The organism is Microbacterium barkeri, assembly GCF_027921765.1.
GTDB lineage: Bacteria > Actinomycetota > Actinomycetes > Actinomycetales > Microbacteriaceae > Microbacterium > Microbacterium barkeri.
The window spans coordinates 1-20,692 of sequence record NZ_BSEJ01000005.1 but is presented as its reverse complement, the minus strand read 5'-3'; the positions used below and the strand labels follow the sequence as shown (position 1 = coordinate 20,692).

Annotated in this window: 11 protein-coding genes; 10 read left to right on the top strand and 1 reads right to left on the bottom strand. The window is 70.9% G+C overall.

What is annotated here, in order from left to right; genetic code table 11:
* The first annotated feature begins 127 nt into the window (after positions 1 to 127).
* The 9 genes from PKE79_RS06560 (at position 128) to PKE79_RS06520 (ending at position 18,810) form a co-directional block, all read left to right on the top strand.
* On the top strand, positions 128 to 3,019 hold the full coding sequence (locus PKE79_RS06560) for an immunoglobulin-like domain-containing protein (protein WP_271172878.1): 2,892 nt from the start codon (positions 128 to 130) through the stop codon (positions 3,017 to 3,019).
* A gap of 302 nt (positions 3,020 to 3,321) precedes the next feature.
* Positions 3,322 to 6,807 (top strand): family 43 glycosylhydrolase, encoded by a 3,486-nt coding sequence (locus PKE79_RS06555; protein WP_271172877.1) that lies wholly within the window; start codon positions 3,322 to 3,324, stop codon positions 6,805 to 6,807.
* 251 nt (positions 6,808 to 7,058) lie between these two features.
* Positions 7,059 to 11,408 carry a family 43 glycosylhydrolase gene (locus PKE79_RS06550; RefSeq protein ID WP_271172876.1) on the top strand — a complete coding sequence of 1,450 codons (4,350 nt, stop codon included), beginning with the start codon at positions 7,059 to 7,061 and terminating at the stop codon, positions 11,406 to 11,408.
* A 100-nt stretch (positions 11,409 to 11,508) separates the two neighbouring features.
* Entirely contained in the window at positions 11,509 to 12,120 is a 612-nt protein-coding gene (locus tag PKE79_RS06545) for a hypothetical protein (protein ID WP_271172875.1), read from the top strand.
* A 109-nt stretch (positions 12,121 to 12,229) separates the two neighbouring features.
* Positions 12,230 to 13,291: a WxL protein peptidoglycan domain-containing protein gene (locus PKE79_RS06540; RefSeq protein WP_271172874.1), complete on the top strand. Its 1,062-nt coding sequence runs from the start codon at positions 12,230 to 12,232 to the stop codon at positions 13,289 to 13,291.
* A 117-nt stretch (positions 13,292 to 13,408) separates the two neighbouring features.
* On the top strand, positions 13,409 to 15,136 hold the full coding sequence (locus PKE79_RS06535; protein ID WP_271172873.1) for an ABC transporter ATP-binding protein: 1,728 nt from the start codon (positions 13,409 to 13,411) through the stop codon (positions 15,134 to 15,136).
* Positions 15,133 to 17,304: an ABC transporter ATP-binding protein gene (locus tag PKE79_RS06530; RefSeq protein WP_271172872.1), complete on the top strand. Its 2,172-nt coding sequence runs from the start codon at positions 15,133 to 15,135 to the stop codon at positions 17,302 to 17,304. The genes PKE79_RS06535 and PKE79_RS06530 overlap by 4 nt, the downstream gene beginning before the upstream one ends.
* A complete protein-coding gene (locus PKE79_RS06525) occupies positions 17,304 to 17,945 on the top strand; it encodes a DNA-3-methyladenine glycosylase I (RefSeq protein ID WP_271172871.1) in 642 nt (213 codons plus the stop codon). Before PKE79_RS06530 ends, PKE79_RS06525 begins: the two co-directional genes overlap by 1 nt.
* Positions 17,946 to 17,949: 4 nt before the next feature.
* A complete protein-coding gene (locus PKE79_RS06520) occupies positions 17,950 to 18,810 on the top strand; it encodes an aminoglycoside phosphotransferase family protein (protein WP_271172870.1) in 861 nt (286 codons plus the stop codon).
* A 46-nt stretch (positions 18,811 to 18,856) separates the two neighbouring features.
* On the opposite strand, the gene PKE79_RS06515 is transcribed toward PKE79_RS06520, so the two are convergent.
* A complete protein-coding gene (locus PKE79_RS06515) occupies positions 18,857 to 19,264 on the bottom strand; it encodes a RidA family protein (RefSeq protein ID WP_271172869.1) in 408 nt (135 codons plus the stop codon).
* A 61-nt stretch (positions 19,265 to 19,325) separates the two neighbouring features.
* Here PKE79_RS06515 and PKE79_RS06510 point away from each other — a divergent pair, with 61 nt between their 5' ends.
* Complete coding sequence (locus tag PKE79_RS06510) at positions 19,326 to 19,934, top strand: GrpB family protein (RefSeq protein ID WP_271172868.1); 609 nt, start codon at positions 19,326 to 19,328, stop codon at positions 19,932 to 19,934.
* The last annotated feature ends 758 nt before the right edge of the window (positions 19,935 to 20,692 follow it).

Here is a 20,692-nt window from a genome sequence, read left to right as displayed (position 1 = left end):
GCCTCATCGACCGATCGAGCGTGAGGCGCCGGCCGCGCCCCTTCGCCCTCGACGGGCGTTCCCCTGCGCCCTGCGCGCGACCCCGGCGCCGATGACGACGCCGTTCTCGACGACGAGAGGCACGACCTTGAGAAGAACGCTCCGACCCGCCGCGATCGGCATCGCGGCGGCCCTGACCGTCGGGCTCGCGGCGGCGACGGCTCCGGCCGCCGCCGAGGACGCCGCGCCCCTTCTGCACTACGCGTTCGACGCGGCCCCCACGGACGGCGTCACGATCGACGACCTCAGCGGCAACGGCAATCACGGCGCCCTGCGGCAGTCCGGCGCGGCCTTCGCCGACGGCGTGCTGTCGCTCCCGGGCGGGTCGGCCACGAGCTCAGCGGCCTACGTCGAGCTGCCGACAGACGACCTCGTCGGCCGCAAGGACCTCACCGTGTCGATGTGGGCCTCGCACCGCTCGGGGCCGGGGAACCTCGCCGCGGCGTTCATCGGCGCGCCCGTCGCGAGCGGCTCGTCGTACTCGAGCGGATACTGGCTCCTCAACCCGTCGAATCCGAGCGGCTACGTGAAGTCGGTCGTCACGAACACGGTCAGCGCGTCGGCGCCGTGGGGCACCGAGGTCGGCGCCGGCGCCACCGGCACGCCGACCGCGGGGGTGCGCACGCCCGCCGGGATGGCGCTCTACACGACCGTGATCGACGGGACGAACGGGCGGCTCACCCTCTACGTGAACGGCGAGAAGGCCGCCGAGCACGCCATCGCGCGCGACGTCGCGAGCTTCGGCAGCAGCCTCGTCGCCTACCTCGGCCGCTCCACCTACCGCGACCCCTTCTTCGCGGGAGACATCGACGATCTCGCGGTGTACGGCGAGGCGCTCGACCCGGCCGAGGCCGCCGCGCTCTACAGCGACGGCGCCCTCGATCGCGCGGTGGCGTCGGTCGATGTGCCCGCGACCGCGGAGGCCGACTTCGCGCTGCCGACGACCGCGTACGGCACGTCGATCGCGTGGAGCTCGGATGACCCCGCGATCGCGATCTCAGGCGGATCGGCGACCGTGGTGCGCCCCGCCCCGGGCGCGGGCGACGCGGCCGTGACCCTGACCGCCGTGTTCACCGCGGGAGAGCAGACGCGCACGGCGACGTTCGCCGTGACGGTCCCGGAGGACCTCACCGACGCGGAGAAGGCGGATGGCGACCTCGCGGCGATCGAGATCGCGAACGCCGCAGACGTGCGGACGAACGTCTCCGTGCCCACGACCGGCGCGCACGGCTCGGCGATCAGCTGGACGGTGCCCGAGGGCGCTCCGGTCTCGCTGCGCGACGGCGCGGCCGAGGGCACGCAGACCCTCGTCGTGGAGCGGCCCGCGGCCGGCGAGGAGGCGGTCGACGTCATCCTGACGGCGACAGCCCGCGTCGGCGACGCGACGCGAACCCGCGAGATCGCCCTGGCCATCCAGCCCCTGCCATCCGACACGGCAGGTGAGGAGGCGTACGTCTGGGCCTTCTTCACGGGCGAGGGCGACGGCGCCGAGCGCGTGAGCCTCGCCGCCTCGCGCGGCAACGACGCCCTCCGCTGGAACACGCTCAACGACGGGCAGCCGCTCTTCACGTCGACGCAGGGCACGCAGGGCCTGCGCGACCCGTTCATCATCCGTTCGGCAGAGGGCGACCGCTTCTACATGCTCGCCACCGACCTCAAGGTCGCGGGCCTGGCCGGCGGCTTCGACGCGGCCCAGCGCACGGGCTCGCTGCACATGGAGGTCTGGGAGTCGAACGACCTCGTGCACTGGTCGGAGCAGCGCCATGTCAAGGTGTCGAGCGACTTCGCGGGGAACACCTGGGCGCCCGAGGCGTACTGGGACGAGGAGCTCGACACGTACGTCGTGTACTGGGCCTCGAACCTCTACGACACGACGGATCCCGCCGACCGGACGGCCGTGACGTACAACCGCATGATGTACGCGACGACCGACGACTTCGTCACGTTCTCCGAGGCGCGCCCGTGGGTCGACGTGAAGCGCGGCGCCGGCCGCGGGACGATCGACGCGACGATCGCCAGGGTCGACGGCACGTACTACCGGTTCCTCAAGGACGAGGCGTCCATGACGATCCGCCAGGAGCGCTCGACGGACCTGCTCGCGACCGTCTCGGGCACCCTGCCGGACGGCGAGGGCGCGGCCGACGAGTGGACGCTCGTGAAGGACCAGGTCGCGACCGGGCTGCCGAACGGCGAGCCCGGCGGCACCTTCACCCAGGGCGAGGGGCCGAGCGTCTTCCCGGCGAACGACGGCGACGTGAACGGGTACGAGTGGTACCTGTTCATCGACCAGCCGTCGTACCACGCGGGGCCGAACTACTACATCCCGTTCGCGACCGACGACATCGCCGACGGCGATGCGTGGCAGCCCGTCGGCGCCACGCTGCGGGAGAACCTGCCCCAGAACGCCGACGGCGGCAAGCCGCGGCACGGCACGGTGCTGCCCGTCACCCGCGAGGAGTACGAGACGGTGCTCGAGGCGTTCGCGCCCGACCTCGCGGTGGCCGAGGCCGACGCGATCGCCGTGACGACGCCCGCGGGCACGGCGCCGGCGCTGCCCGGTGCGCACCTGACGATGGCGGATGGCTCGGAGCAGGATGTCGCGGTCGTCTGGGATGCGATCGACCCGGCCGCATACGCGCAGCCCGGCACGTTCACCGTGCGGGGCGTCGCGCAGGACGCGTCCCGCGCGCCCGTGGAAGCGACCGTCACGGTGACGGCGCCGCTCGAGGTCTCGGCGTCGACGCGCTGCGTCGGCGGGAAGGCGACCGTCGTCGTGAAGGCGACGAACGTCGGAGCCAAGGCGGTCGACGTCGCCCTGTCGTCGAGCTTCGGAGCGAAGACCCTTGCCGCGCTGCAGCCCGACGCGAGCGGCTCGGTCGCGTTCCCGACGCGCGCCGCGGCCATCCCCGCCGGCGTCGTCACCGCGGCGGCCGGCGGCGCCCAGATCGACGCGCCCTACGCCGCCGTCACTTGCGGCTGACCCCCGGCCGCTGCGGCTGACTGCCGGGTCAGCATGTCTCACTCGCCGCGGGAAAGACGCCCCCTTTCCCGCGGCGAGTGAGACATCGGGGACTGGCCGTCCGGGACCGGCCATGCGGGCCGGCCGTCCGAGATCCCGGACTGGCCGTCCGACATCCCGGACTGGCCACCCGAGACTGGCCACCCCCGACCCCGGACTCGCCGCCCCGACCCCACCCCCGAATCCGGGCCACCCGGCCGATGCCCGGCGACTTCAACTACCGCCCGCCGCAGCCGCGGCAATTTACAACGATGGAGAGTGCAATGAAGCAGACCTTCCGACGACGAGCGGCGACGGCCATGGCCGTCGGCGCGATGATCCTGGGGACGGGGGCGACAGCGGCGTTCGCCGACGCTCCGTCCGACGGGCTCCTCGCCCAGTACGCCTTCGGGCAGACGACCGGGGCGGAGGTGTCGAACACGGCGCCCGGCTCGCCGTTCGGAGCCGCGATCGTGCGCAACGTGCAGGACGCCGACTGGACCGGCGACGCCCTCACGCTGCGCGGAGGGGCGAAGGACGGGCCGGGCAACTGGGTCGAGCTGCCCGACGATCTGCTGAAGGGCGAGACCTCCGCGACGGTCGTCGCGGAGGTGAAGGCGTCGGAGGCGATGCTCGGCGGCTTCCACTTCCTCTGGAACATCGGCAACGAGTCCTCGGCGACCGAGTACTTCTTCGCGTCGCTCAACTGCGGCTCGGGGCGCTCGCCGCTCGTCGGCCTCAAGGCCGCCGGGGCCGAGCGGCTCGTGCAGTCGGGCTCATGCGGCGTCACGGCCGACCGGTGGGTCAACGTCGCCTCGGTCGTCGACGCCGACGGTACGGGGCGCCTCTACCTCGACGGCGCGCTCGTCGCCGAGGGCGCGCTCGGAGCGACCCCGGCCGACATCGTCGACCAGTCGCTCAACACGATCGGCCGCGCGCCGTGGCCTGACCCGCTCTTCCAGGGCGCGCTGTCGTCGTTCCGCGTGTACGACCGCGCCCTCACTGCGGCGGAGGTGGCCGACGTGTCGGCCGCTGACGCGCTCGTCCACGCGGACGAGCTGCGCGCGGAGGCGCAGGGAATCCTGGATGGCCTGGGCCTGTCCGATCTTGAGACGAGCGACGACATCGACCTGCCGACCGCGGGCGGCCAGGTGACGTGGACGTCGAGCGATCCCGCGATCGTGGCTCCCGACGGCGCCGTCACCCCGCCGCTCCAGGGAGAGTCGGCGGTCGAGGTCACGCTCACGGCCACGGTCGAGATCCGCGGTGCGAGCGCGAGCACCTCGATCGCGGTGACCGTGCTGCCCTCCGACGAGACCCCCGCGCAGCGCATCGAGCGGCTCGCGCAGCGGTTCGTCATCCCCTCGGTCGTCGCGTCCGGCACGGCCCTTCCTGCCGCACCCGAGGGCGTCGACATCGCGGTGACCGCGGTCAGCGAGGGCCTCACGGTCGACGAGGCGATCTCGACCGACGCCGACGAGCCGGTCGACGGGGAGATCTCGGTGACCGCGACCGACGCGGCAACGGGCGCCAGCGCCACGCGCACGTACGCGGTGCGCGTGCTCCCGGCCGATGCGTCGACGCCGCTGCTCGCCTACGACCGTCTGCCGACGACGGCCGCCGAGGCCAACAACGCCGACATCGCGCTGAGCATGCACCTCGCACTCGGACAGGATGGCGGATGGGCGCCGCTCAACGAGAACTACGGCGTCTTCTTCGCCAAGACCGCGCAGACCCCCGGGCCGAACGGCACGACCGAGGCCATCCTGCGGAGCCTGAGGAGCCCGCACCTGTTCTATCTCGAGGACGGCTCGTTCGGCATCGTGGCGACGCGGGCGGCGCGCGGCGGCGGATCCGACGGCACGCAGAGCGGGCGCATGCTCTTCGCGCGCAGCACCGACCTCCTGTCCTACGAGGAGGTCGGCCTCGTCGACCTCGGCGTGACGAGCGGCGTGAACGATCCGGCCGTGGTGTGGGACTCCGCGACGCGGCGGTACGTCGTCTCCTGGACCTCGGACGGCGGCGCCGCGATGCACACGACGTTCGCCGACCTCGCCGACGCCTCGACGCGCGGTCCGGTCGAGCGCGGGGCCGTGTCGGCGACGGCCGGCGAGTCCGAGACCGGCGTCGAGGACTACGCGAGCGGCAACGCGATCGCGGTGACGGATGACGTCGCGCGCGCTCTGCAGGTGCGCTTCGGGCGGATCGCCAACACGACCGTCGCGCCCCTCGACGGCGTCGACGTCGCCGCGGGCGCTCCTCTCGACGCGTCGGCGCTCCCGCCGCGCGCCGAGCTCGCCTACAACGACGGATCGACCGCGACGCGCGCGATCGACTGGGATCCTGCCTCTCTCGCCGCCGTGGACACCTCGACGCCCGGCACGTACGAGGTGACCGGGACGATCGCGCAGCAGGCCTATCCGACGCCCTTCGCGGACGAGCGCGCTGATCCATCCGTCTTCCGCTACGAGTGGAACGGCCAGACGAAGTTCCTCATGATCGCCACGGAAGACCTCCACATGAATCCGATCGACCCTGCGAACGGCCCGCACATGCCGTTCCGGATCGCCGACACGATCGAGGATCTCTCGGATGAGGCCATCCGCTCGGGGCGCAACACCGAGGTCGATCTGCTGCGCGACGGCGACCTCGACGCATACGGCAAGGCGATGACGGGGTGCTTCTGGGCTCCTGAGTTCCACGTCATCGACGGCACGCTGTCGATCCTCTTCATGCCCTGCTACGACGGCGCGAACGGGCGCCCCGACATGTGGACCGGGCGCTCCTCGATCCTCCAGCTGAAGAAGGACGCGCAGGGGAACGACCTCGATCCGGCGGTCCCGGCGAACTGGACGAAGGCCGAGCACGTCGTGCGCGCGGACGGGACGGCGCTCAACGCCGCCCAGGGCATCTCGCTCGACATGACGTACGTCGAGGACTCGGGGCAGTCGTACTACGTGTGGCAGATGCTCGGCTCCGTCTTCATCGCGACGATGGACCCGTCCGACCCGACGCGGATCACATCGGATCCGGTGCGGATCGTCGTGCCGGAGTACGCATGGGACAACGTCATCGCCGAGGGGCCCAACGTGCTCGCGCACGACGGCACGCTCTTCCTCATCTACTCGGGCTCGACCGTGGGCGACACCTACACCACCGGTCTTGCCACGGCGACGGCGGGGGAGGGGATCGATCTCACCGACCCCGCGGCGTGGACGAAGCTCAACTATCCGATCCAGAAGTCGGGGCCGTTCAACGGCGCATGGCAGCTGGGGACGGGGCACGGCATGTGGTCGACCGACGAGGACGGCAACCTGCTCTACGTCTTCCATGCGCGGACCGACAATCTCGGCCTCACGGGGCGCGACACGTTCGTGCGCCGGGTGCACTGGGCGGCCGACGGCATGCCCGTGTTCGACCAGGAGGCCGATGAGGAGGTCGCTCCTGCGAACCGTGCGGTGAGCGTCGAGGTGACGGTGGTGGAGTCCGCGCTCGCGCTGGGGGCCGAGGTGGGGGCGCGCTGCGTCGCGGGCCGCGTCGTGCAGACCGTCACGGTGGAGAACGAAGACGAGACCGTGCTCACCGCGACGGTGACGTCGCCGTACGGGGTGAAGACGAAGAAGGACCTCGGCCCGGGGGCGCGGGCGTCCGTCTCGTTCACGACGCGTCAGACGGCGATCCCGGCCGGCTTCGTCGAGGTCGCCGCCGAGGGTGCGGATGGCACCTCCGCCGTCCGCGAGATCGCCTACGAGGCCACCACCTGCGGCTGATCCCGCGCCATCCATGTCTCACTCGCCGCGGGATCGGCCCCGCCTTTCCCGCGGCGAGTGAGACACGGGGACGAGGGCCGGGGGTCCACCTGCCTGCATGTCTCACCCGCGGTGGGTTTGGCGCCGCCTTTCCAACGACGGGTGAGACATGAAGGAGGCCGGACACGAATCCTTGTCCCGGGCGAGTGGTGACGCTAACATCTGATACCGGTAACAACCCGACGTTGCCACGACCCCTCGAAGGAGAGCGCATGGTCGCCCCCACCCGCGCGCGCGGTCTCGCGCGCCGCGCCGTCCTCGCGACGGCGACGACCCTCGGCATCGTCGCGGCGGGCATCGCCCCCGTGCACGCCGCGGCCGCCGACGAGCACCTCGTCGCCCACTACGCCCTCGACGAGACGACCGGCGCGGTCGCCGTCGACAGCTCCGGCAACGGCCGGGATGCGGCGATCCTCGGCGGCGCGACCCTCACGGGCGGCGAGGGCATCCGCCTCGACGGCGTGGACGATCACGTCGAGCTGCCCGACGACATCCTCGCGGGCCTCACGTCGATCACGGTGAGCACCGAGGTGCTCGTCCGTCCCGAGCAGGGCACCCCCTACTTCATCTACGGCCTCGGCAACCCTGCGTCGTCGAGCTCGGGCACGGGCTACCTCTTCTCGACCGGCAACGCGTACCGCACGTCGATCACGACCGGCAACTGGTCGGGCGAGCAGACCGCGACGAGCGGCGCGAACCTCGCGCGCGGCGTCTGGAAGACGATCACCTACACGCTCGACGACGCGACCGACACGGCCGTGCTCTACCTCGACGGCACGGAGGTCGCGCGCAAGACGGGCGTGACCATCCAGCCCGGGCAGATCGGCGGAGGACGCACGTCCGCGAACTACCTGGGCCGCTCGAACTACTCCTCCGACCGCCATCTCGCGGGCAGCCTGCGCGACTTCCGGATCTACGACACCGCGCTCTCGGCATCCGAGGTCGCGGCGCTCCAGCCATCCGACCAGGTGAAGGCGCAGCGCGACGTCGACGCGCTCTCCCTCGGCGACCTCTCGAACGTCACCGCCGACCTCGCACTGCCGACGGCTGCGCCGAACGGATCCGCGATCACGTGGGCATCGAGCGACGAGTCGGTGATCTCGCCGTCCGGCAAGGTCACGCGGCCCGCATCCGGATCCGCGGACGTCACGCTCACGGCCACGGCCGTGAAGGGCGACGCGACCGCCACGCGTGCGTTCTCCGCCACGGTCCCCGCCGCGGGCGAGGCCGATCTCCGCGCGGACCTCGACGCGATCTCCATCCCGAACGCCGACGACGTCCGCGGCAACATCACGCTCCCCGAGACGGGGCCGGTGCACGGCACGCCGATCTCGTGGACCGCCTCACCCGAGGGCGTCGTGAGCACGAGCGCAGACGGCGAGATCGCCCCGGGCGTCGTGACCCGCGGCGCGACCGACCAGGACGTCGTGCTGACCGCGACGGCGGGCGGCCTCACGCGCGAGTTCTCGCTCACGGTGCGCGCCGCGCGCACGCAGGAGGAGTACGAGGGCTACGCGTTCGCGTACTTCACGGGCAACACGGTCGAGGGCGAGAACATCCACTTCGCCGCGAGCGACGGCAACAACGCCCTCGCCTGGAACGAGCTGAACGGCGGGCTGCCCGTCCTCTCGTCGCAGTACGGAGAGCAGGGCCTGCGCGACCCGTTCATCATCCGCTCGCCCGAGGGCGACACCTTCTACCTCATCGCGACCGACCTCTCGATCGGGTCTGGCACCTCGTGGGACACGTCGCAGCGCCAGGGCAGCAAGTACCTCGAGGTGTGGGAGTCGCACGATCTCGTGAACTGGTCCGCGCAGCGGCACGTGCGCGTCTCACCCGACACGGCCGGCAACACGTGGGCTCCCGAGGCGTACTACGACGAGGAGCTCGGCGCGTACGTCGTGTTCTGGGCCTCGAAGCTCTACGCGGAGGACGACCCCGGTCACACGGGCAGCACCTACAACCGGATGATGTACGCCACGACCCGCGACTTCGTCACCTTCTCCGAGCCGCAGATCTGGCAGGACGGGATGTCGCGGATCGACTCGACCGTGACGCGCTCCGACGGCGTCTACCACCGCTTCACGAAGGACGAGGGCGCCGGCACGACCGGGTGCTCCGACATCATCCAGGAGTCGTCGACCTCGCTGCGCGCTCCCCTCGAGGAGTGGACCATGATCGACTCGTGCATCGGGCGGGACGCCGGCACGAGCGCCGTCGAGGGCCCGACGATCTTCGAGTCGAACCCCGGCGACGTCAACGGCGGCGGCAGGCACTACCTGTTCGTCGACGAGTACGGCGGGCGCGGGTACATCCCGCTGGTGACCGAGGACATCTCGGCGGGCGGATGGTCGGTCGCGCCCGAGTACGACCTGCCGGCGAGCCCGCGCCACGGCACGGTCATCCCGGTCACGGCGGAGGAGCTCGCCGGCCTGTACGCCGGCAAGGATCCCGTCTCCTCGAACGCCGAGGGGGAGATCGTGCGCTACGACTTCTCGGATGGCGCGGGCGCGACGCTCACGGACGTATCGGGCAACGGACGCGATGCGGCCATCCACGGGGCGACGTGGACGGATGGCGCGCTGCACTTCGACGGCGTCGACGACTACGTCGACCTGCCGGATGATCTCCTGGCGGGCCTCGACGACATCACGGTGGACGCCGACGTCTGGGTCGACCCGGCGCAGTCCGGCAGCTACTTCATCTGGGGGCTCGGCACGACCGACGCCGCGGGAGCCGGTCGCGGGTACCTCTTCACGACGGGCGACAGCGCGTATCGGACGAGCATCACGACCGGCACCTACACGGAGGAGCAGACCGTGCGCCAGGGGTCGCCCCTGCCGCGCGGACGCTGGGCGCACCTGACCTACACGCTCGAGGGAGAGACCGCACGCCTCTACCTCGACGGAGTGCTCGTCGCGACCAAGGACGGGGTCACGATCGATCCCGGCGACATCTCGGGCGGCGAGACCTGGGCGAACTATCTCGGCCGGTCGCTCTACGAGCAGGACGCGCGCTTCACGGGTCGGTTCCGCGAGTTCGCGATCTACGACCGCGCCCTCACGGCGCGCGAGGTCCTCGAGACGGCGGGAGCCCCGGGAGCGATCGGCGAGGTGTCGCTCGCCGACCCCGCGGCGCTCAAGGTCGCGCCGATCGTCGACCAGGCCGAGCACACCGTCGTCCTGCCGGTCGTGCCGGGAACCGACGTATCCTCCCTCGCTCCGACGTTCGTCGCCGCCGGGGGTGCGACGGCGTCCCCGGCGTCGGGGGAGACCGTCGACCTGACCGAACCCGTGACGTACGAGATCACCGCCGACGGGCAGACCACGACGTGGACGTTCTCGGCGCAGGTCATGAGCAGCCCCGTGCTGCCGGGTCTGTACGCCGATCCGAACATCGCCGTGTTCGGCGACACGTACTACATCTATGCGACCAGCGACGGCTACGCGGGGTGGGGCGGCAAGGAGTTCTACGTCTGGAGCTCGAAGGACCTCGTGGAGTGGACGCGCTCGGAGGAGCCCATCCTGACCCTCGACGGCGCGAACGGCGACGTGCCGTGGGCGAGCGGCAACGCGTGGGCGCCGACGATCATCGAGCGCGACGGCAGGTACTGGTTCTACTTCTCGGGGCACAACACGGCCCTCGGTCGCAAGACGATCGGGGTCGCGGTCGCCGACAGCCCCACGGGGCCCTTCAGGGCGCAGCCGCAGGCGATGATCCTGAACAACGAGGCCGTGACCTCGGGTCAGGCGATCGATCCCGCCGCGTTCCGCGACCCGGTGTCCGGCCGGTACTACCTCGCGTGGGGCAACGGCGGGCCGTCGAACGGTCCGGTCATCGCCGAGCTCGGCGATGACATGGCCTCGCTCAAGGCGGGCACGCTGAGGCGCATCGCGGGTCTCACGGACTTCCGCGAGGGGCTGTTCCTCAACTACCGCGACGGGCTCTACCACCTGACGTACTCGATCGACGACACCGGCTCGGAGAACTACCGAGTCGGCTATGCGACGGCCACGAGCCTCGACGGCCCCTGGACGTATCGCGGCGTGATCCTGCAGAAGGACACCGCACTCGGGATCAGGGGCACGGGGCACAGCTCGATCGTCAACGTGCCGGGCACCGACGAGTGGTACATCGCGTATCACCGGTTCGCCATCCCCGGCGGGGACGGCACGCACCGGGAGACGACGATCGACCGGCTCGAGATCGGCGAGGACGGGCTGTTCCAGACCGTGACGCCGACCCTCACGAGCGTCGCCCCGCACGAGGTGCCCGCCCTCGGCCCCGAGATCTCGGCGACGGTCTCGCCGCGCTGCGTCGCGGGGAGGGTCATGCTGACGGTCTCGGTCCGCAACGAGAGCGAGCGGCCGGTGTCGGCGACGGTCTCGAGCGCGTACGGGGAGAAGACGATCGCGAGCATCGCGCCCGGCAGGGCCGCGTCGGTCGCGGTGACGACGCGTTCCGTCGAGATCGCGGCAGGTTCGCTGACGGTCACGGCGACGGATGGCCAGGGCGCGACGACCGAGAAGACGGTCGCGTACGCGGGCGCGAGCTGCGGATGAGCAGGCGGCGCCCGCCGCTGCGGCGGGCGTGAGATGGGGCGGGGCGCGAAGGGCGCGTCTCGTCGGTGAACCGATGGGAAGGAAGAGGCAGGTGGTTTCGATGATGAAGCAGGGTGTGAAGGCGCGGCTGGGTGTCGCGGCTGTGGGCGGCGTGCTGCTGGCGGGGGTCGCGGGTGCGGCGTTCGCGGAGGAGCAGGTGGGTTCGGGGGAGGTGGATGTGAACGTGCAGATCGAGGACACGGGTGCGGGGGTCCTGGCGATGAGCGTGGCGGGGACGTCGACGTCTCTGTCTGAGTCGGGGTCGTCGGAGCTGGTGCGCGAGTTCACGGGTGCTCTGCCGACGGTGACGGTGACGGATACGCGGACGGCGGAGGAGATCCCGGACGGGGCGTTCTGGTGGGTCGAGGGCACGGCGTCGAGCTTCGTGGGGGATGCGGGTCAGGCGGAGATCACGCCGGATCATCTGGGGTGGCGTCCTCATGTGGCCGATGACGGGTCGGGGGCTGTCGCGGTGGGGTCGGATGTGGACACGGTTCTGGATGAGGGGCCGAACAACGTCGGTCTGCAGGGGCGTGAGCTGCTGGCGATGGCGCTCACGAGCGAGGAGGCGGTGGGGTCGTGGGAGGCGACGGCTGAGCTCGTGCTGAAGGTGCCGGCCGAGACCGCACCGGGCGCGTACACGTCGACGCTGACCCTGTCGCTGTTCGAGTAAGCGGGACACGTCGCAGGAGATCCGCGCGGATCGAGGAGCGGGAACCGTGTTCCCGCCCCGTTCCGCGTCGGATCTCCTGCGTTCGGTCCCACCCGATCACGAAAGGCCGATGATGGCTTCCCCCACGACCCCGATCCGACGCGCCCTGCCGCGCGTCTCCGCCCTCGCGCTCGCGCTGCTCCTCGCACTCGGCGCGTCGGCGCCCGCGCTCGCGGAGGCGCAGGACGACGGGACGGTCACGTGGTCGGTGCGGCCGGCCGACGCGTCGGGCGAGGATGGCCGCGCCTGGGTCGAGCAGGAGCTGGACCCGGGCGCGAGCGCGACCGAGCATCTGGCCATCCGGAACTTCTCGGAGCAGGAGGTGACCTTCCGCATCACGACCGCGGACGCGTACTTCCAGGAGAACGGCCGCTTCAGCATGCTGCCGTCGACGGAGGGGTCCGTCGACGCGGGCACGTGGATCGACGTGGTCGACGAGGTCGTCGTCGGTCCGGGCGAGGTGGAGATCGTGCCGTTCACGACGACGGTTCCCGAGAACGCGACCCCCGGCGACCACGCCGCGGGGATCGCCGCGTCGATCCTGTCGCATCAGGTCGGCGAGGACGGCTCGTCGGTGGGCGTCGAGTCGCGCGTCGGCTTCCGCGTCATGACGCGGGTGGCGGGGGAGCTCACGCCGTCCGCATCCGTGGAGGCGGTCTCTTCCGAGTACGACGTGTCGTGGAATCCGCTGGCCCCGGGCGACGCGGTCGTGCGGTTCGAGGTCGTGAACTCGGGCAACACGCGGCTCATGGTGACGGGCACTGCCGCCGCGGGAGGCCGCGAGTCGGCGTTCCCTGGCCCCGACGAGATCGACCAGGAGCTGCTGCCGGGCGATCGGCGGACGTTCACCGTGCCCGTGGACGACGTGTGGCCGCTCTTCTCCGTCCCCGTCGAACTCGAGGTCGTCCCGACCGTGGTCGGCGAGGGCGAGGGCACGCCCGTCGACGCGGTCCGCGTCGAGGCCGGGATGTGGGCGATCCCGTGGTCCCAGCTGGCCGTGCTCGCGGGCATCGCGCTCATCGTGGGATCCGGCGTGTGGGGCCGTCGTCGCTCGCGCCGCCGCATCGAGCGCCTCCTCGCGCAGGCGCGCGAGGAGGGCCGCCGCGAGGCCGCCGCGCCGACGGGGGACTGAGGGAGCCGACGGCCGGCCTCGCTCAGCCGGCCCCCGACATCCGGATCTGTTCCGCTGTCAGCGGATATCCCCCTTCAGGAGGATGCCGATGTCGGAGGTCGGTGGCATCCTTTCCAGGTGCTTCTCAAGCTGCTCATCCGCTACCTCGGTCGATACCGATGGCTCCTGGTCGGCGTCCTCGTCTTCCAGCTGGGCTCCGCGCTCGCGGCGCTCTACCTTCCCACGCTGAACGCCGACATCATCGACAACGGCGTCGCCCGCGGCGACACCGGCTACATCATCCGCACGGGCATGTTCATGCTCGCCGTCTCGCTCGGCCAGATCCTCGCGTCGATCGTGGCGACCTACTGCGCCGCGCGCGCCGCCATGAGCGCGGGCCGCGACATCCGCCGCGACGTGTTCGGCAAGGTGAGCGCGTTCTCCGAGCGCGAGGTGTCGCAGTTCGGCGCCGGCTCGCTCATCACGCGCAACACGAACGACGTGCAGCAGATCCAGATGGTGTCCATGATGAGCGCGACGATGCTCGTCCAGGCGCCCATGCTCGCCATCGGCGGCATCATCATGGCGCTCCGGCAGGACATCGGCCTCAGCTGGATCCTCGCGGTCTCGATCCCGACCCTGCTCATCGTCGCCGGCCTCATCATCGGCCGCATGGTGCCGCTCTTCCGCGCCTACCAGGAGAAGCTCGACGGCGTGAACCGCGTCATGCGCGAGCAGCTCACGGGTGTGCGCGTCGTCCGCGCCTTCGTGCGCGAGGCGATCGAGGAGGAGCGCTTCCGCCTCGCCAACACCGACATCATGGTCGTCGGCCGCAAGGTCGGCTCCCTCTTCGTGCTGATGTTCCCGCTCGTCATGCTCGTGCTCAACGTGACGATCGTCGGCGTCGTGTGGTTCGGCGGCATCCAGGTCGACGCGGGCGAGACCCAGATCGGCACGCTGTTCGCCTTCATGCAGTACGTCGGCCAGATCCTCGGCGGCGTGATGATGGCGAGCTTCATGACGATCATGATCCCGCGCGCGGCCGTCTCGGCCGACCGCGTCGGCGCCGTCCTCGAGAGCGAGTCGACCCTCCTGCGCCCCGACAGGCCCGTGACCGAGTTCCCGCGCCGCGGGTCCGTCCGGATGCAGAACGTCGCGTTCACCTATCCGGGCGCGGAGTCGCCCGTGCTCGAGGGCATCACCTTCCACGCCGAGCCGGGGGAGACCGTCGCGATCATCGGATCGACCGGATCCGGCAAGACGACCCTCGTGTCGCTCATCCCTCGTCTGTTCGACGCGACCGCCGGGCAGGTGCAGGTGCAGGGCGTCGATGTGCGCTCGGCCGACCTCGAGAGGCTGTGGAGCGGCATCGGCCTCGTGCCGCAGCGCCCGTTCCTGTTCAGCGGCACGGTCGCCAGCAACCTGCGGTTCGGCCGCGAGGACGCCACCGACGAGGAGATCTGGAAGGCGCTCGAGATCGCGCAGGCGAAGGACTTCGTCGAGGAGATGCCGGATGGCCTCGACTCGCGGATCGCGCAGGGCGGCACGAACGTGTCGGGCGGCCAGCGGCAGCGGCTCTCGATCGCGCGCGCGATCGTGCACAACCCCGACATCCTCGTGTTCGACGACTCGTTCTCCGCACTCGACCTCACGACGGACGCGCGTCTGCGGCAGGCGCTGTGGCGCGAGCTGCCGCACGTCACGAAGATCGTCGTCGCGCAGCGCGTGTCGACGATCACGGACGCCGATCGCATCATCGTGCTCGACGACGGGAAGATGGTGGGCTCCGGCACGCACGAGGAGCTCCTCGCGACGAACCGCACCTACCGCGAGATCGTCGAATCGCAGCTGGGAGTGGAAGCGTGAGCGACAAGAAGACGCAGGCCGAGATCGACGAGCAGCTCGAGCTCGAGCTCGCCGAGCAGGCGCGCCTGAATTCGGGGGACTGGGACTCGGTCGCCCCCGGCAAGGCCGCCGACTTCGGCAAGAGCTTCGGCCGCTTCATCGGCCTTCTCCGCCCCTACGCGTGGGTGTTCGCGCTCGTCTCGCTCCTCGGAGCGGTCGGCGTCGTGCTCGCCGTGATCGCGCCCAAGGTGCTGGGCGAGGCGACGAACATCGTCTTCGAGGGCGTCCTCTCGCTGACGCTCGCCGACCAGTTCCCGGCCGGCGCCTCGCAGGACGAGGTCGTGGCCGCTCTGCGCGCCGCAGGGCAGAACGACCTCGCGAACGTCGTCGCGGCGATGACCCACTTCGAGCTCGGAGCCGGAGTCGACTTCGACGCGCTCCGCGTGGTCATCGTGTGGGCGCTCGCGATCTACGTCGTGTCGTCCCTGCTGCAGTGGATCCAGGGCTACGTGATCAACGTGATCATGGTGCGCACGATGTTCAACCTGCGCGAGCAGGTCGAGCGCAAGATCAACAGCCTGCCGCTGGCCTACTTCGACCGCGTGCAGCGAGGCGAGCTCATCTCGCGCGTCACGAACGACATCGACAACATGACCCAGACGCTCCAGCAGGCGCTGTCGGGAGCCATCACGTCGCTGCTCACCGTGGTCGGCGTGCTCATCATGATGTTCTCGATCTCGTGGCAGCTCGCGCTCGTCGCCCTCGTCGCGCTGCCGCTCATCGCGTTCATCATGCTCGGCATCGGGCCCGCCTCGCAGAAGGCGTTCCAGACGCAGTGGCGCAAGGTCGGCCGTCTCAACGCCCGCGTCGAGGAGTCGTTCTCGGGTCACGCGCTCGTGAAGGTCTTCGGTCGCGAGCGCTCCACGGCCGCCGCCTTCCAGGAGGAGAACGAGGAGCTCTACCAGGCCGCGTTCAAGGCGCAGTTCCTCTCGGGCATCATGATGCCGAGCATGCAGTTCGTGGGCTCGCTCACGTACGTCGGCATCGCGGTGCTCGGCGGCATCATGGTCGCGAGCGGCCAGATCCGCATCGGCGACGTGCAGGCGTTCGTGCAGTACTCGCAGCAGTTCACGCAGCCGCTCACCGAGCTCGGCGGCATGCTGCCGGTCGTCCAGTCGGGAACGGCCTCGGCCGAGCGCGTGTTCGCGCTGCTCGACGAGGAGGAGCAGGAGCCCGACGCCGAGAACGCGCCCGCCGTCCCCGACGGACGCGGCGTCATCGAGTTCCGCAACGTGTCCTTCTCCTACTCTCCCGAGAAGCCGCTCATCCGCGATCTGTCGTTCCGGGTCGAGCCGGGTCAGACCGTCGCGATCGTCGGGCCCACGGGTGCGGGCAAGACGACGCTCGTGAACCTCATCATGCGGTTCTACGAGCTCGACGGCGGCGCCATCCTGCTCGACGGGCAGGACATCTCGGAGCTCACGCGCGAGGATGTCCGCTCGCGGACCGGAATGGTCCTGCAGGACCCGTGGCTGTTCGCGGGCAGCATCCGCGACAACATCCGCTACGGACGCGAGTCGGCGACCGACGAGGAGATCCTCGCCGCCGCGAAGGCCACGTACGTCGACCGGTTCGTGCACTCGCTGCCCGACGGGTACGACACGGTCCTCGATGAGGACGCGGCGAACGTGTCGGCGGGCGAGCGCCAGCTCATCACGATCGCGCGCGCCTTCGTGCGCCGACCGAGCGTGCTCATCCTCGACGAGGCGACGAGCTCGGTCGACACCCGCACCGAGCTGCTGCTGCAGCACGCGATGGCGGCGCTGCGCGAGGGCCGCACGTCGTTCGTGATCGCGCACCGCCTCTCCACGATCCGCGACGCCGATCTCATCCTCGTGATGGAGCACGGCGACATCGTCGAGCAGGGCACGCACGACGAGCTCATCCGCAAGGAGGGCGCGTACTGGCGGCTGTACCAGTCGCAGTTCGAGCACGCTGTCGTCGACCTCGACGCCGCGGAGGCCGAGCCCGCGGAGGCGGAGGTCGACGCCGCGGATGCGGACTCGGCTCCGGCCCCGGGCGGGGTGAGCCCCGCACCGGTCGTCGCGGGCAGCGTCTCGGTCGTGACGGGCGCGATCCCGACGTCCTCTCCGGAAGGCGAGGACGACGGCGAGGGTCGACGACCCTGATGGCCGACGCGCACACCGGGGCCGGCCTCGCGGCCGGCCCCGGTGCCGCCTCAGCGGATCTCGTCATCGGGCCGGATGGTCTCGGCCGCCCGCGCTGGGCGGCTTCCGATGAGCTGATGCGCGCGTACTACGACACGGAATGGGGCATGCCCGTCCGCGACGAGACGGGCCTCTTCGAGCGGCTGAGCCTGGAGGCGTTCCAGTCCGGGCTGTCGTGGGCGACCATCCTGCGGAAGCGGCCGGCGTTCCGCGAGGTGTTCGCGGGCTTCGATCCGGATGCCGTCGCGGCCTTCGACGAGTCCGACGTCGAGCGGCTGCTGGGCGATGCCCGGATCATCCGCAATCGCGCGAAGATCCTCGCGACCATCGGCAACGCACGCGCGACCGTCGAGCTGCGCGCGGAGGGCGGACTCGTCGATTTCATCTGGAGCCACCGGCCCGCGCAGACGCCCGCGCCGACCTCGTACGCCGAGATCCCGACCACCTCGCCCGAGTCGATCGCGCTGTCGAAGGCGCTCAAGAAGCGCGGCTTCCGCTTCGTCGGCCCGACCACGATGTTCGCGCTCATGGAGGCCGTGGGCATCGTCGACACCCACCTCGTCGGCAGCCATCGCCGCGGTACGAGCGGGGTGTGGGCGTAGTCACGTGACCGGCGGCTGGTGGAGCGAGGCGCTGCCGACCCGAGCGCAGGCGGCACTCGTGGAGGCGTGGCTCCCGACCAGCGCGCTCATCGCAGACCTCTCGTGGGGGCAGGTCGACACTCGGGTTCTCCACGTGCGGGCGGAGCAGGGCGAGTTCATCGTCAAGGCCGCTGGCCTCGGGAACCACCACATCGGCCGCGAGATCACGGCGCACGAGCGGGCGACGGCTCCGCTCGTGCGCCGGGGCGCGGCGGCACCGCTCGTGGCCGCGGACCGCGACGCGAACGTGCTCGTGACGAGGTACCTCGAAGGCCGGCTCGTGCAGGGAAGCGGCGCCGAGTTCGCTCCGGACGTGCACCGGCAGGCCGGACGGCTGCTGCGTGTCTTCCACGCGGAGGCGCAGCACGATGGGGCCGGCTACGCGCAGCGGCAGACCGAGCGAGTGCTGGCGATGCTCGAGCAGCCGCATCGAATCGAGGCGGCCATCGTGCGGCGCGCGCGTGCCGTGCTGCGGTCATCCGCGCCGGCGCATGTGCCGCTCATCCCGACGCACGGCGATTGGCAGCCCCGCAACTGGCTCGTGGACGCCACGGGGAGCGTGCGCATCATCGACTTCGGGCGCTTCGATCTGAGACCTGCCGCAACGGACCTCGCTCGCCTCGCGGTGCAGCAGTGGCGAGACGAGCCCGCCCTCGAGGGCGCCTTCCTCGAGGGGTACGGGGCGGACCCGCGCACGGAGCCGGACTGGTCGCTCACCCTCCTGCGCGAGGCGATCTCGACCGCTGTCTGGTCGCACCGGGTCGGCGACGAGCGCTTCGAGCGGCAGGGACTCCGGATGCTCGACGAGGCTCTCGCGCGATTCTGACGCCGACGCGCGTGATCTGGGCGAGGTGGCCGAGCCCGCGCACCGATCAGTCCACGACGGCGGCGACGGCCTCGATCTCCACGAGCTGGTCGTCGTAGCCGAGGACGGTAACGCCGAGGAGCGTGCTCGGCACATCGTGGTCGCCGAACGCGTCTCGGACGACCTCCCACGCGGCCACGAGGTCGCTCTGGCAGGAGGACGCGACGAGCACGCGCGTGCTGATCACGTCACGGAGCGTCGCGCCCGCGTCGGCGAGCGCGGTCGTCAGCGTCTCGACACAGCGGGCGGCCTGCGCGACGTAGTCTCCGGGAGCGACAGTGGCGCCGTCGTCATCCAGCGGGCAGGCTCCGGCGAGGAAGATCAGGCGAGCGTCCTTCGGCGCGGTCGCCGCGTAGGCGTACTCGGCGACGTCGGACAGCGAGGACGAGCGGATGAGCCGGACAGCGGAGGCCATGTGATCATTCTCGTGCGCGGCGGGCCCGTGCCGGATCCCGCGCGCGGGGGAGAATCGGGTCATGCCCCGGTCTGATGCAGGCAACCCTGCGCGTCTTGTCGCGCATGATCCGTCGTGGTCTCTGATCGCACAAGAGGAGCTCGCCGCGGTCGCTCAGGCGCTTGAGGATGTCGAGGGCGGGTCCGAGGCCGTCCTCGATCACATCGGCTCGACGTCGGTGCCCGGGCTCGCGGCGAAGCCGTTCGTCGACCTGCAGGTGCGGATCTTCCCGCTGCCGGCGGAAGGGGCGCTGGACGCCGCGTTCGCTCGGATCGGGTATCGGCGAGCCCACGGCTCACGGCCGGATTCGCCCGGCGTGTACCGAGACCTGCCCCGCGGCAGCGAGGTCGTCGCGGACGAGGTGTGGGAGAAGCGGCTCTTCGTCGGGCGCGACGGGACGACGATCCTCCATGTGCGTCGGATGGACTCCCCCTGGGGGCGATACGCGGTCTGGTTCCGAGACTGGCTCCGCGCCCATCCCGACCAGCGCGATCGCTACGAGCAGGTGAAGCGCGGTCTCTCGGCGGAGAACCGCGGGAAGGCCGACTACGACGACTACACGCGCGGGAAGACCGCGTTCTTCGACGAGGTCCAGGCGGCCTTCGAGGCCTGGGGACGCGCCCGCCCGTAGGGGAGGGGTCCCGTGCGCCGTGCCGGGCATGGCTTCGCTCGTCGAACGGGGCGGGTTCCGCCTTCTCGGTCGTTGAACGGAGCCAGGTTCACCCCCTCGGTCGTTGAACGGAGCGAGCGCCAGCGAGCGCAGTCGAAACGCCGCGAGCCGACCCCGGGAGCCGCGCCGCGGGCTTCGTCTCGGTAGCCGAGTGGAGCGTGTAGGTTCGCCACCTCGGTCGTTGAGCGGAGCGAGCGCCAGCGAGCGCAGTCGAAACGCCGCAAGCCGCCCCCAGGGAGCCGCCGCCTCGAGACGGCCGCGGACGCAGGACACGCGCGAACGGAGCGAGCGGGTCGGGATTCACCCCCCTCGGTCGTTGAGCGGAGCGAGCGCCAGCGAGCGCAGTCGAAACGCCGCAAGCCGCCCCCAGGGAGCCGCCGAGCCGAGACAGCCGCGCGCACGCAGGCACGCGCGAACGGAGCATGTCTCAACCGCGATAGCCATAGGTAAGCAGTCCACTTACCTGCATGAATCAATGTCGGTGCTTCACGGTAAGGCTCCGATACGGGTTGGCGGGCGTTCGCGGGATCTTGCGGGCGAGAAATCTTCGAGGAATCTTCGATGAATACCTTGCGTCTGGTCGTAGTTGTGTTCTATCATGGGGTATGGCCTTCCCATGGGTGCCCGATGAGGGGCAGGATGATCCGGCCGGCGCGGTGTGCGCCGCGGTCGGGCTGCTGGACGGGCTGTTCACACGGGTGGGAGAGGTGGCGTCGGGC